Origin of the sequence: Flavobacterium sp. KS-LB2 (genome assembly GCF_036895565.1) — a bacterium.
Taxonomy (GTDB): domain Bacteria; phylum Bacteroidota; class Bacteroidia; order Flavobacteriales; family Flavobacteriaceae; genus Flavobacterium.
Genome location: NZ_CP145904.1, coordinates 2,543,191 through 2,556,276, shown reverse-complemented (window position 1 = coordinate 2,556,276; position 13,086 = coordinate 2,543,191). Strand labels below are relative to the sequence as shown.

Annotated in this window: 10 protein-coding genes; 4 read left to right on the top strand and 6 right to left on the bottom strand. The window is 33.5% G+C overall.

The features are described 5' to 3' along the window. Window positions 1-127: 127 nt before the first annotated feature. On the top strand, window positions 128-742 hold the full coding sequence (locus V5J73_RS10865) for an acyloxyacyl hydrolase (protein ID WP_338645820.1): 615 nt from the start codon (window positions 128-130) through the stop codon (window positions 740-742). A gap of 141 nt (window positions 743-883) precedes the next feature. Then, window positions 884-3,124 carry a T9SS type B sorting domain-containing protein gene (locus tag V5J73_RS10860; RefSeq protein ID WP_338645818.1) on the top strand — a complete coding sequence of 747 codons (2,241 nt, stop codon included), beginning with the start codon at window positions 884-886 and terminating at the stop codon, window positions 3,122-3,124. A 58-nt stretch (window positions 3,125-3,182) separates the two neighbouring features. Here V5J73_RS10860 and lgt read toward each other — a convergent pair whose 3' ends face one another. The 5 genes from lgt to V5J73_RS10835 all read right to left on the bottom strand — a co-directional run bounded on the left by lgt (window position 3,183) and on the right by V5J73_RS10835 (window position 8,221). Then, the gene (gene lgt, locus V5J73_RS10855) at window positions 3,183-4,109 is read right to left on the bottom strand and encodes a prolipoprotein diacylglyceryl transferase (RefSeq protein WP_338645816.1); all 927 of its coding nucleotides are present in this window, start codon (window positions 4,107-4,109) and stop codon (window positions 3,183-3,185) included. Window positions 4,110-4,177: 68 nt separating this feature from the next. Next, window positions 4,178-4,426 (bottom strand): membrane protein insertion efficiency factor YidD, encoded by a 249-nt coding sequence (gene yidD / locus V5J73_RS10850; RefSeq protein ID WP_338645814.1) that lies wholly within the window; start codon window positions 4,424-4,426, stop codon window positions 4,178-4,180. 83 nt (window positions 4,427-4,509) lie between these two features. Then, window positions 4,510-5,988 carry a cysteine--tRNA ligase gene (gene cysS / locus V5J73_RS10845; RefSeq protein ID WP_338645812.1) on the bottom strand — a complete coding sequence of 493 codons (1,479 nt, stop codon included), beginning with the start codon at window positions 5,986-5,988 and terminating at the stop codon, window positions 4,510-4,512. A gap of 123 nt (window positions 5,989-6,111) precedes the next feature. Next, window positions 6,112-6,783 (bottom strand): GTP cyclohydrolase I FolE, encoded by a 672-nt coding sequence (gene folE / locus V5J73_RS10840; RefSeq protein WP_338645810.1) that lies wholly within the window; start codon window positions 6,781-6,783, stop codon window positions 6,112-6,114. A 232-nt stretch (window positions 6,784-7,015) separates the two neighbouring features. Beyond that, window positions 7,016-8,221, bottom strand: a complete 1,206-nt coding sequence (locus V5J73_RS10835; RefSeq protein ID WP_338645808.1) for a pyridoxal phosphate-dependent aminotransferase — start codon at window positions 8,219-8,221, stop codon at window positions 7,016-7,018. A 127-nt stretch (window positions 8,222-8,348) separates the two neighbouring features. Between V5J73_RS10835 and V5J73_RS10830 the strand changes: the two genes are divergently transcribed. Beyond that, window positions 8,349-9,680, top strand: a complete 1,332-nt coding sequence (locus tag V5J73_RS10830; protein ID WP_338645806.1) for a PDZ domain-containing protein — start codon at window positions 8,349-8,351, stop codon at window positions 9,678-9,680. Window positions 9,681-9,740: 60 nt separating this feature from the next. Here the strand turns inward: V5J73_RS10830 and V5J73_RS10825 are convergent, their stop codons facing one another. Beyond that, window positions 9,741-10,127, bottom strand: a complete 387-nt coding sequence (locus V5J73_RS10825; protein ID WP_338645804.1) for a DUF1573 domain-containing protein — start codon at window positions 10,125-10,127, stop codon at window positions 9,741-9,743. Window positions 10,128-10,287: 160 nt separating this feature from the next. On the opposite strand from V5J73_RS10825, the gene V5J73_RS10820 reads away from it, so the two are divergent. Then, entirely contained in the window at window positions 10,288-12,921 is a 2,634-nt protein-coding gene (locus tag V5J73_RS10820; protein WP_338645802.1) for a valine--tRNA ligase, read from the top strand. The last annotated feature ends 165 nt before the right edge of the window (window positions 12,922-13,086 follow it).

Sequence of the window (13,086 nt, the reverse complement as noted above, 5' to 3'; positions counted from 1 at the left end):
TTTACATAGATTTTATTTAAGAGATTCAGCGTAAGTTGAATCTCTTTTTTTTATCCATTAATTAGAATTTATAGTTTTTATTTGTAATTTATTAGTGAGGAAACTAATTGGTTTTAAAATGAATTTTATGTCAAAAAAAATATTTTTTGTTTTAATTATTGTTTTTATATGTCAAACATTTTATGCACAAGATAGAGGAAGTAAAACGAAATTAGGTCTGGCTTATGGTTTTGGAAAGGAATTGAAGAATAGCGATTATACGTATACTAATAATTATTACAAATTACAGTTGTATTATGCATTAAAAGAAACAAAAAACTTTAGGTATGAGCTCTTGTTACAACCAGAGTTGAACTTTGCAAAACACCAGCTTTTGAATCTTTATTTTGTGCAGCCTAGTGATCCAAATTATATTGAAAAAAGAGAACGATATACCAAGTTAAAAGACATAAAAGAATATGTTTTTAATGTTGGCTTTTTGATGCGAAAACCTATTTTTAAAAGAGCAAGTATTTATTTTTTAGGAAGTGTTGGGCCTATGTATACTGATACAGAAACAGAACGGTTGTCAAAAGGTTTTGCTTTTTCTGACGTTCTAGCATTAGGAATTACTTTTAAAATCAATACTATTACAATTGATATAAGACCTAATTTTCGTCATGTTTCTAACGCAGGATTACAAGATTCTAATTCCGGTTATAATACTAAAAATATTGATTTTGGTGTTTCATTTCCTTTGTAAAACAACGGTTTTGTTTTCTAGATCATTTAGATTCAGTTAATATCTCAATACTTATATATTATGAAAGTATAAAATTTATATATTTACTAAATATTTGTTAAAGCTCACTGCTTTTTAGATGAAATTAAAACCTAACTGATAATGGAAAAATTTATTAAGTCTTTCGTTTTTATTTTCTTGATTACAATTTTATCAAATGCAATTCTTCATGCTAAAACCAACAGTATTGGCATGGAAGATAGCAGTGTTGAATTGATTAAAAAAGGTTCGGTTATCACTTCAGAAATAAATGCTAATGCTAAGGGTTTTGTTTTATTTGTTCTAGTTGTGCCACCTACTGTGACTTCTCCTATTTATTATTGCCAAAATGCAACTGCAGTTGCTTTGACTGCTACTGCTTCTCCAGGAGGAACTTTAAATTGGTATGGAACGAATGCAACAGCTGGAACTGCATCAACAACCGCTCCAATTCCCTCAACAGCTACGGTAGGAACCACTTCTTATTATGTTAGTGAAACTGTTGGTGGTATTGAAAGTACACGTTCAAAAATTGATGTTATTGTAGTTGCGGATAATGGTGCAACTATTCTTAATTTTAGATGTGATGCTTCGCAGATTTTGCAAGCTGATAAAGATTCTTCTGTATTTTTTGATTGGTCTAATAATACTTTGATATCTAATTCTTATAATTATACATATACTATTCAAGGAGGTTCTCCTGTAACTGGAAATACCAATGTTTCCCATGTACAGGTATTTGGTATGTTTCCTGGACAATCAGCTACATTAACGTTGTCTTCAGCTACGCATCCTTGTGTGCCTCCACAAACTATTACTTGTAGTGTGCCTTGCGGGTCTTCTACAGTAACTCCAAATTTCCCCGCTATAGCTCCTTTTTGCACCGGAACTCCAGCACCAATATTAGGTCCAACATCTCCAAATGGAATCACAGGAACTTGGGCTCCAGCAATAATAAGTAATACAATCAGTGGGAGTTATGTGTTTACTCCAAATCCAACTTTATTCCCATGTGCTACAACTCAAACTTTGAATGTTGTTGTCACGCCATTAGTTACCCCAACTTTTACTTCCATACCAACGACTGTTTGTCAAAATGCTACTGCGCCAATATTACCAATAAGTTCAAATAATACCCCCGCTATTTCAGGTTCTTGGAGTCCGGCTACAGTTAATACAGCTATTTTAGGCCCCGTTACTTACACTTTTACACCTAATTCTGGTCAATGTACATCTGTAACACCAACTAGTGTGACTATTGATATTGTACCTGTTGTTACGCCAAATTTTGCTAATATACCCCCTTTTTGCACTGGAACTAGTGCGCCACTTTTAGCTAATACTTCTCCAAATGGAATCGTCGGTACATGGAATCCCTCAACCATTAGTAATACAGTTAGTAGAGCTTATGTTTTTACGCCTAGTCCAAATCAATGTGCGACAACACAAACACTAAATGTTACTATTATTCAAAAGACTACTCCTAATTTTTCTGCAATTGCTCCCTTTTGTTCAGGATCTACGGCACCAATATTAGCAGCAACCTCTCCTAATGGAATTACAGGAACTTGGGTGCCATCAACAGTTAGTAATACAACTAGTGGGAGTTATGTTTTTACTCCAGATGCCTCAGAGTGTGCTAATAATCAAACATTAGCAGTTACAGTTAATCCACTTATTTCTCCTGATTTCTCTAATTTTTCAATTTGTATGGGAGGTTTTACACCAATTTTGAGTGCTACATCTCCAAATGGAATATCAGGAACTTGGTCACCAGGAATTATAAACAATATGGCAAGTGGTACTTATGTTTTTACACCAAACTCAAATCAGTGTGCCACCTCACAAACAATTAATGTTACAGTCTCTCCATCAAATACACTTTTAGATGTAAATTGGACAGTTTCAGAGGCTTTTGTAGAAAATCAAGTAGTCACTGTTATCGCTACAGGAACTGGAGATTATCTGTATCAATTAGATGATGGACCCTTTCAAGAAAGTCCAGTTTTCGAATTTGTTTCTTTAGGAACTCATTCCATTACAGTTCAAGACAAGAATGGTTGCAGTCCGCCAATAACCCGAACGAATGTTTTAGTTATTAATTATCCTAAATTCTTTACTCCTAATAATGATGGGTATAATGATACTTGGAATATTTTTGCATTGCAAGATCAATTAAATTCTAAAATTCTAATATTTGATCGTCATGGTAAATTTTTAAAACAAATTTTTCCAGATGGAATAGGTTGGGACGGAACGTATATAGGACAACCAATGCCAGCCAATGATTATTGGTTTACTATTGAGTACACAGAACAAGATATTCCTAAAAAATTTAAATCTCACTTTTCATTAAAAAGATAAAAACAAAAAAGCTTCCCATTTGGAAAGCTTTTTTGTTTTATAAAGAAAGTTTAATGTTTTATACTTTAAGCGGTTTTTCGGCAGTAAAAATAAAATAGAGTCCTATTAGAATAAAAGGAATACTCAACCATTGTCCTGTAGAAAATAATCCTAAGGCACTTTCAAAACCACCTTGACTCTCTTTAACTGATTCTACTACAAAACGAACAGAAAATAATAACACTAGAAACATACCGAATATATATCCTGTTTTATTTCGTTTTTCAGTTTTCCAATACAAGAAAAATAAAATTGCAAAAACAAAAATGTAACAAAAAGCTTCATATAATTGAGTAGGGTGTTTTGCAGGAACTTGTTCTAATAAAGAAGCAAATTTAGGATCAGTTGCTATTGCTTTATAGGCATCTTTAGGATTCGCTATTTGAGTCGCATTCACAGCGTCCATTGGGCTAAAATGATCTCTTATGAATTTTATTCCAAATGGAGATGTTGTCTCATGTCCAATAATTTCTGAATTAAAAAAATTACCTAATCTCACAAAAATGGCTCCACTAGCTACAGGAATTACCACTCGGTCTAAAATCCACATTTGTGGTTTTTTAAGCACATTTTTACTATAAAAGTACATAGCAATTATAATAGAAATGGCAGCGCCATGGCTTGCTAAGCCTTGGTAACCTGTAAATTCAAAGCTTGGAGAAAAACGGAAAGGCAAAATGATTTCCAATAAATGATTTCGGTAATATTCCCAATCATAAAAGAAAACGTGCCCTAAACGCGCCCCAATTAAGGTTGCTAAAACCGTCCAAATAAACAAAGAATCAAGTTTTTCTATAGATTCTCCTTCGCGTTCAAAAATGTGTTTCATGATGTACCAGCCTAATCCAAAAGCAATTACAAACATTAAGCTGTAATATCTAATGATAAAAAAGCCTAAATCTATTCCTTCTGCTGGATTCCAAACGATGTTTAAAGCGTGTGTCATTTAGTGTTAATTTTGTTTATTAGTCGCAAAAATAAAGATTTAAAGTACAATTTCGTATTTAAAAAAAGTTAATGTTTGTGATTGCATACTTTCTTTGGAACAGGATCGTAACCTGTTTTTCCCCAAGGATGGCAACTCAAAATACGTTTTAATCCTAAATAACCACCATAAAATAAGCCATGTACTTGTAATGCCTGAATCATATAAGAAGAACAAGTAGGTTCAAATCTACAGGCTGCAGGAGTAAAAGGGGAAATAGCAACTTGATAAAACCGAACCAATAATAAAAAGGGATAAACAATTATTTTTGATAACATGACTTTAGTATTAGCATTTAAAACTTCACTTTTGTTAATCAAAATTAGTTTTCGGGATTAATCAGTTACTTGGTAAGAAAAAACTAAATGCTAAAAGTAGTTCCTTCTTTTCCGTCTTTTAGCTGAATTCCTAATGCGATTAGCTGATCTCTTATTTGGTCCGACAGTGCAAAATTCTTATTGTCACGGGCTTGTTTTCTCATGTCAATAAGCATATTAACTGTTCCTTCTAATTTGTCATTACTGCTATCAGAAACTTTTTCATCTTCCAATCCTAGTACTTCAAAAACAAAACCGTTCATTGCTTTTTCAAAAGAATTTAAATCCTCGGTATTCAATGTTTCTTTCCCGTCTTTCAATAAATTGATAAAACGGACACCTTCAAATAACTGCGCAATTAAAATTGGAGTATTGAAATCATCATTCATGGCATCATAACACAATTGTTTCCATGTAGAGATATCCAGAGTGCTTTTTGCGTCAGCAGTGATATCCTTAAACGAATGCATTGCTTCCATCAATCGTTTGTATCCTTTCTCTGCAGCAACTATGGCATCATCAGAAAAATCAAGAATACTTCTGTAATGTGCTTGCAACATAAAAAATCGTGCTACCGATGCTGAAAAGGCTTTACTTAAAATGGTGTTTTCTCCCGTCAATATTTCCCTTGGTAAAATGTTATTACCGGTAGACTTAGCCATTTTTTTACCGTTCAATGTAAGCATATTGGCATGCATCCAATAATTAACAGGAGTTTGACCTGTACAGGCTTCATTTTGAGCGATTTCACATTCATGATGTGGAAATTTCAAATCCATTCCACCTCCGTGAATATCAAAATGATTGCCTAAATATTTCGTACTCATTGCCGTACACTCCAGATGCCACCCTGGAAATCCATCACTCCACGGCGAAGGCCATCTCATGATATGTTGTGGTTCTGCTTTTTTCCATAGTGCAAAATCTTGAGGATTTCTCTTATCACTTTGTCCGTCAAGATCACGGGTGTTTGCGAGCATATCCTCAATATTACGGCCACTTAATCGTCCGTAATGATTGGTTTCATTAAATTTTACCACATCAAAATAAACAGATCCATTGGCTTCATAACCAATTCCTTTGTCGATGATGGTTTTAATAATCTCAATTTGCTCAATAATATGACCTGTTGCTGTTGGTTCAATACTTGGCGGTAAGAAATTAAATTCATTTAAAATATCATGAAAATCCACCGTATAGCGTTGCACTACTTCCATAGGTTCTAGCTGCTCTAAACGCGCTTTTTTTGCAATTTTATCTTCCCCTTCATCTACATCATCCACAATATGCCCTACATCAGTAATGTTTCGGACGTAGCGCACTTTGTAATCCAAATGCAAAAAATACCTAAAAATCACATCAAAGGACATGAAGGTACGCACATTTCCAAGATGCACATTGCTGTAAACCGTAGGTCCGCAAACGTACATTCCTACATTTCCTTCATGTATTGGTGTGAAAATTTCTTTTTCTCCCGAAAGAGAATTGTATATTTTTAGATTTTGGCTACTATATAATGGCATTTTTTATTTTTTAGGAGCTTATTCCTGCTTTACGCTTAATCTTTTTATGGCAAAGAAACCATAAAAAGGATACCGCTTCCATCAGGGCTAGGGCTTATCGATACTGTGAAATTTATTTCTATTTTAGAACTTTGTTTCTAATTTGATATAATCCAAAAACTCTCTGCGAGTTACATTATCTTTAAATTTTCCACCAAATTCGGATGTTACAGTGCTACTCTCGATATCACTGATTCCTCTTGAATTAACGCAAAGGTGTTTGGCGTCAATTACACAAGCAACATCTTCAGTTCCTAATGCTTGTTGTAATTCCTGAACAATTTGCATCGTTAAACGCTCTTGTACCTGAGGTCTTTTGGCATAATATTCAACAATACGATTCATCTTAGACAACCCAATTACGCTTCCATTTGAAATGTAAGCGACATGAGCTCTTCCAATGATTGGTAATAAATGATGTTCACAAGTAGAATAAACAATAATGTTTTTTTCTACTAACATCTCGCCGTATTTGTAATTATTGTCAAACGTAGATGCTTTTGGTTTTTTTGCAGGATTTAAACCGCCAAAAATTTCTTTTACAAACATTTTTGCTACACGATTGGGCGTGCCTTTTAAACTATCATCAGTCAAGTCCATTCCTAGTGTTAGTAGAATACTCTCAACGTCTTTTTTTATTTTCTCAATTTTTTCATCATCAGTAATATCAAAAGCATCATCTCTTACTGGATTTTTTGCGGATAAACTTACATGATTATCTCCTATTTCGTCTTGAAATTCTTCGTTTTTTATCATTAAAAGCAACTATTATTGTGGGTGTATATATTTAAGGCGTAAAGATAAATAATAAAAATTAAAGAATTTCTAAAGCGCATACTATTTAATGATGACTTTATAGGCTACAAAGTCACAGGCTAGTTTTTTTTAGTTTTAAAAATCAAAAGGCAATAACTTCAATAGTTATTGCCTTTTGATACAATAGGGATGTTTTAGGTGTCAGTTTAGCACTAAAAAAGCAAAGCTTAAATTAGTTTTTTGATTGCGTTGCATTGTAAACAGGAATTGCTGCTTTCAAAATTGATACCGCACTTATTAAGTCTTCTTTTTTTAATACATAAGCAATTCGAACCTGATTTAATCCCATTCCTGGAGTCGAATAAAACCCGGCAGCTGGAGCTACCATTACAGTTTCACCATTCAAATCATAGGTTTCTAATAGCCATTGTGCAAAATTATCAGCATTGTCAACTGGAAGTTGTGCAATACAATAAAAAGCACCTTTTGGTTTTGATACAATAACGCCTTCAATTTTGTTCAACTCCGTTACTAAAGTGTCTCTGCGTTCTCTGTATTCTGAAATTACTTCATCAAAATAACTTTTTGGAGTATCAAGAGCCGCTTCACTTGCAATTTGTTCAATAGTTGGCGGACTTAATCTTGCTTGCGCAAATTTCATTGCGGTAGCCATTACTTCTTTGTTTTTAGAAACAATACATCCTATTCTTGCCCCACACATACTGTATCTTTTAGAAACCGAATCAATCATAATTGCGTATTCTTCGAGTCCGGGAACATTCATCACTGAATAATGAATATCACCATCATAGGTGAATTCACGATATACTTCGTCAGAAATTAAGAATAAATCATGTTTTTTTACTAATGCTGCCAGTTGCATGATTTCTTCTTTCGAATATAAATATCCAGTTGGGTTTCCTGGGTTGCAAATTAGGATAGCTTTAGTTTTTGGAGTAATAAGTTTTTCAAAATCTTCTATTGCAGGTAATGCAAAACCAGTTTCAATAGTCGAAATTACAGGAACTACAGTTACTCCAGAAGCAGTTGAAAATCCATTATAATTCGCGTAAAATGGTTCTGGGATAATGATTTCATCACCTTGATCCATGGTGCTTCCCATAGCAAACATTAGGGCTTCTGATCCACCAGTAGTAATAATGATATCTTCAATATTTACTGAAATACCTTGATTGGTGTAATAAGCTGATAATTTTTTTCTATAACTTTCGTTCCCAGCAGAATGGCTGTATTCCAAAATAGTTAAATCAATATTTTTAACTGCATTCATGGCAACTTCGGGAGTTTTGATATCCGGTTGGCCAATGTTTAAGTGGTATACTTTATGTCCTTTTTTTTTCGCTATTTCTGAGTATGGAACTAATTTTCGTATTGGCGATTCCGGCATTTGTTTGCCTTTGTTTGATATTTTTGGCATAGTCTTAATTATTGAATTGCAAATTTGCAATTTTTTTTTCGAATTTATTACAATCAATATGCGTATATATTGTTAAATCTGCATTTTTGATATGATTTTTTTAGTATTTTTATGTAAAAGATTAATAATGAAAAAAACAATAATTATAATTCTCCTGCACTTGTTTACTTGCTTTGTTTTTGCGCAACAAGGATTTCAGTTTGATGAAAATAAGAATAAAATTAGCGTACCTTTTAAATTGATTAATAATTTAGTCTTTGTACCTATAAAAGTAAATGGAGTAGAATTGAATTTTTTATTGGATACTGGCGTAGCCGAAACCATTTTGTTTAGTTTAGAAGATAAAAAGGAAGTTCGCTTTTTTAATGCAGAAAAAATATTATTGAAAGGATTGGGCGGGCAAGAAGCTGTTGAAGGGTTGAAATCGACCAATAATATTTTAGAATTTAATAGTATGAAGTATCGCAATCACATGCTTTATATTATTTTGGATCCTGATTTTAATTTATCGTCTCATGTTGGAATTCCAGTTAACGGGATCATTGGATATCATTTTTTTCGAAATAATTTAGTAGAAGTTAATTATAGCAAAAAGAGAGTTATAGTGTATAAAGACAATAGCCAAAACCGAAAAAAGATTAAAAAAAGTTTTAGAACAATTCCTATTACCGTTGAAAAATCAAAACCTTATTTAAAAAGTACAATAATTCAAGATAATAAAGAGATTCCTGTGAAGTTATTGATAGATATAGGAAACAGCGATGCAATATGGTTGTTCCAAGATCGTTCGGAATTGATTAAAATTCCAAATAAAAATTTTGAAGATTTCTTAGGAAGAGGCTTTAGCGGAGATGTCAAAGGGAAAAGAGCCTTGATTAAAAAATTTGAGATGGGAGATTTTGAATTTAATAATCCTGTCGTAGCCTTTCCAGATTCACTATCCATTAGGAATGTTAATATGGTGCCAGATCGAAAAGGTTCAGTAGGAGGAGAGATTATGAAGCGTTTTGCTGTTGTTTTTGATTATCCAAACAGTCAAATACATTTAAAAAAGAATAAGGATTATAGTGCTCCTTTTAGTTATAATAAAAGTGGAGTTGAGATACAACAAAGTGGATTGCAGTGGGTTCAGGAAACCGTTAGAATGGAGACGGTTCCGTTGTCTACAAAATATAATGAGTCTGGTGGTGTTAAAGTATTTATGGATGACTTTAAATATAAATTTCAACTAAAACCTATTTATGAGATTGCCTATGTTAGAGAAAATTCACCAGCTGCTAATGTAGGATTGCAAAAAGGGGATTTAATTATTTTGATTAATAACAATCCCATTCATAAACTTTCATTACAAGAAATTAATGCTCTTTTTAAAGCGGAAGAAGATAAATGGATTACTCTAGAAGTGGAGCGTAATAGTCAAATCTTAAAATTTAGGTTTCAATTATACAATATTTTATAATCAAAAAACGCTTTTGGACCTGCATCCAAAAGCGTTTTAAATCAATTTCTGACGAAAGGATTAATTAGAAATAACTTCTCCTTTAATTTTCAAAGCAACTCTTCCACCATCATAATTAACTGCATTGGACTCTACCGTTAATGTTTTTCGGATTGGTCCAGGAGCCATATTGTATTTTACAGTAATTTTTCCAGTTTTTCCAGGCATAATTGGTGCATCTGGTTTTGTAGGTACTGTACAGCCACAAGTAGAGAGTACATTAGTAATAATTAATGGAGCATTGCCTGTATTTGTAAAGATAAAATCACGAGAGCCATTATCATTCTTGGTAACTTTTCCGTAGTCAATAGTATTGTCTTTGGCTGCAAATTCAATTTTTGGACCATTCTGAGCAAAACTAATACTGCTAATTAATGCGAATGCGAATAAAGCTATTGTTTTTTTCATTTTTTAATATTTAAATTCATTTAGTAAATTTACTTTCTTTTAATTAACGTACAAATTTTTAATTCTCTTTTTATAGTGTACTTAATTATTTACTTTTGTTCCCAATTAGAATTACAAATATCAGACCAAAGTTTAATTTTGGTTTTAACAGTTGCTTTTTATGACAATTCCTGCACAATTTGACGCTAAAACTATTGAGAATAAGTGGTATGACTACTGGATGAAAAATAATTATTTTCACTCGGAGCCAGACCACAGAACGCCATATACTATTGTAATTCCTCCGCCTAATGTAACTGGAGTTTTGCACATGGGACACATGCTAAATAATACCATTCAAGATGTACTAATCAGAAGAGCGCGTCTGAAAGGATTTAATGCCTGCTGGGTGCCAGGAACAGATCACGCATCAATTGCTACTGAAGCTAAAGTAGTTGCCAAATTGAAAGCAGAAGGAATCAATAAAAATGACTTAACACGCGAAGAATTTTTGGCACATGCTTGGGAATGGACCGATAAATATGGTGGTGTAATTTTAGATCAATTGAAAAAACTGGGAGCTTCTTGTGACTGGGAAAGAACTAAGTTTACAATGGATCCTGATATGTCAGCATCTGTGATTCGTTCGTTTGTTGATTTATACAACAAAGGTTTGATTTACAGAGGATACCGAATGGTAAACTGGGATCCTGAAGCAAAAACTACTTTGTCTGATGAAGAGGTAATTTATGAGGAACAACAAGGAAAACTATATTTCTTAAAATATAAAATCGAAGGAAGTGAAGATTTCCTGACAATTGCAACAACGCGTCCCGAAACTATTTTTGGAGATACCGCAATTTGTATTAATCCAAATGACGAACGTTTTACTCATTTGAAAGGAAAAAAAGCGATTGTGCCTATTTGCGGCAGAGTAATTCCAATTATTGAAGATGAATATGTTGATATCGAATTTGGTACTGGTTGTTTGAAAGTGACTCCGGCGCACGATATGAATGATAAAGCTTTGGGAGAAAAGCACAATCTAGAAATTATTGATATTTTCAATGAGGATGCTACTTTGAATAGCTTTGGATTGCACTATCAAGGACAAGATCGTTTCGTAGTTCGTGAGGCTGTTGCCAAAGAATTAGAAACAATTGGTGCTTTAGCAAAAACTGAAATCTACCTGAATAAAGTGGGAACTTCAGAAAGAACAAAAGCGGTTATCGAACCTCGTTTATCTGACCAATGGTTCTTGAAAATGGAAGATTTGGTAAAACCGGCAATCAAATCTGTTTTGGAAGATGGCGAAATCAAATTGCATCCAGCTCGTTTTAATAATACGTATGCACATTGGTTAAATAATATCCGCGATTGGAATATCTCTCGTCAATTATGGTGGGGACAACAAATTCCAGCCTATTTCTACGGGGACGGAAAAGAAGATTTCGTGGTTGCCGAGAATATTGAGGAAGCCTTAAAGCTAGCGAGAGAGAAAACTTTAAACCTGAAACTTGAAACAAAAGATTTAAGACAAGATGTTGACGCTCTTGACACTTGGTTCTCTTCTTGGCTTTGGCCAATGTCCGTTTTTGGAGGAATAATGGATCCGGAAAGCGAAGATTTTAAATACTACTATCCAACGAATGATTTAGTTACCGGTCCAGATATTTTGTTTTTCTGGGTAGCAAGAATGATTATTGCAGGATATGAATACACAGGTAAAAAACCGTTTACAAATGTATATTTGACTGGTTTGGTTCGTGATAAACAGCGTCGTAAAATGTCTAAATCATTAGGGAATTCTCCGGATCCTTTAGATTTAATTGAGAAATTTGGTGCCGATGGTGTCCGTGTAGGATTGCTTTTGAGTGCTTCGGCAGGAAACGATATCATGTTCGACGAAGAATTGTGTAACCAAGGGAAAGCATTCACTAATAAAATATGGAATGCCTTCAAACTGATAAAAGGTTGGGAAGTTTCAGATACTATTCCACAACCAGAATCTTCAAAAGTAGCGATTGAATGGTATGAAGCTAAATTGCAACAAACCCTTCTAGAAATTGAAGATAATTTCGAGAAATACAGAATTTCAGATGCCTTGATGGGAATCTATAAATTAGTTTGGGATGATTTCTGTTCATGGTTTCTTGAAATGATCAAACCGGCCTACCAACAGCCAATTGACAGCCTAACTTTGGCGAAAGCCATAGAAATGCTTGAGAATAACTTGAAATTGTTGCATCCGTTTATGCCATTTTTGACTGAGGAAATTTGGCAAATTATCACTGAAAGAACTATCGAAGAAGCATTGATTGTTTCGACTTGGCCAGAAATAAAACCGTTTAACGCAGCATTAATTGCTAATTTTGAAAACACGATTGAAGTGATTTCTGGAATTAGAACGATTCGTAAAGACAAGAACATTCCGTTCAAAGATACTATTGAACTGAAAGTGGTAAATAATGACAAATCTTCTCCTTATTTTGACTCGGTTGTAACCAAATTAGGAAATATAACTTCACTTGAATATGTTTCGGACAAAGTAGATGGTGCTTTATCGTTCCGTGTAAAATCAAATGAATATTTTATTCCAATCACTGGAAACATTGACGTAGGAGCCGAGATTGCTAAACTTACAGCTGAATTGGTGTACACGCAAGGTTTCTTGAAATCCGTTCAAAATAAATTAGCAAATGAGAAATTTGTAGCTGGTGCGCCGGAGAAAGTATTGGCAAACGAAAGACAAAAAGAGGCAGATGCTTTGGCAAAAATTGAAACTATCGAACATAGTTTGGTCGGATTGAAATAAATAAAAATTGTTTCTGATTTATAATCCCAATACTGAAAATTTTCAGTGTTGGGATTTTTGTTGATATGCGTTTCTGTTTTTTGCAATTTGATACTATTTTATCGATTAACGTCACCGCTATGGTGATTTAAAGAGTATTTTATCCTTTAAACGATTTTTATATAC

Bases quoted from the DNA above. Each gene is read 5' to 3' on its own strand.
- V5J73_RS10830 (WP_338645806.1), top strand. From the start codon at position 8,349: ATGAAAAAAACAATAATTATAATTCTCCTGCACTTGTTTACTTGCTTT.
- cysS (WP_338645812.1), bottom strand. From the start codon at position 5,988: ATGCCATTATATAGTAGCCAAAATCTAAAAATATACAATTCTCTTTCG.
- V5J73_RS10835 (WP_338645808.1), bottom strand. From the start codon at position 8,221: ATGCCAAAAATATCAAACAAAGGCAAACAAATGCCGGAATCGCCAATA.
- V5J73_RS10820 (WP_338645802.1), top strand. From the start codon at position 10,288: ATGACAATTCCTGCACAATTTGACGCTAAAACTATTGAGAATAAGTGG.
- V5J73_RS10860 (WP_338645818.1), top strand. From the start codon at position 884: ATGGAAAAATTTATTAAGTCTTTCGTTTTTATTTTCTTGATTACAATT.
- folE (WP_338645810.1), bottom strand. From the start codon at position 6,783: ATGATAAAAAACGAAGAATTTCAAGACGAAATAGGAGATAATCATGTA.
- lgt (WP_338645816.1), bottom strand. From the start codon at position 4,109: ATGACACACGCTTTAAACATCGTTTGGAATCCAGCAGAAGGAATAGAT.
- yidD (WP_338645814.1), bottom strand. From the start codon at position 4,426: ATGTTATCAAAAATAATTGTTTATCCCTTTTTATTATTGGTTCGGTTT.
- V5J73_RS10865 (WP_338645820.1), top strand. From the start codon at position 128: ATGTCAAAAAAAATATTTTTTGTTTTAATTATTGTTTTTATATGTCAA.
- V5J73_RS10825 (WP_338645804.1), bottom strand. From the start codon at position 10,127: ATGAAAAAAACAATAGCTTTATTCGCATTCGCATTAATTAGCAGTATT.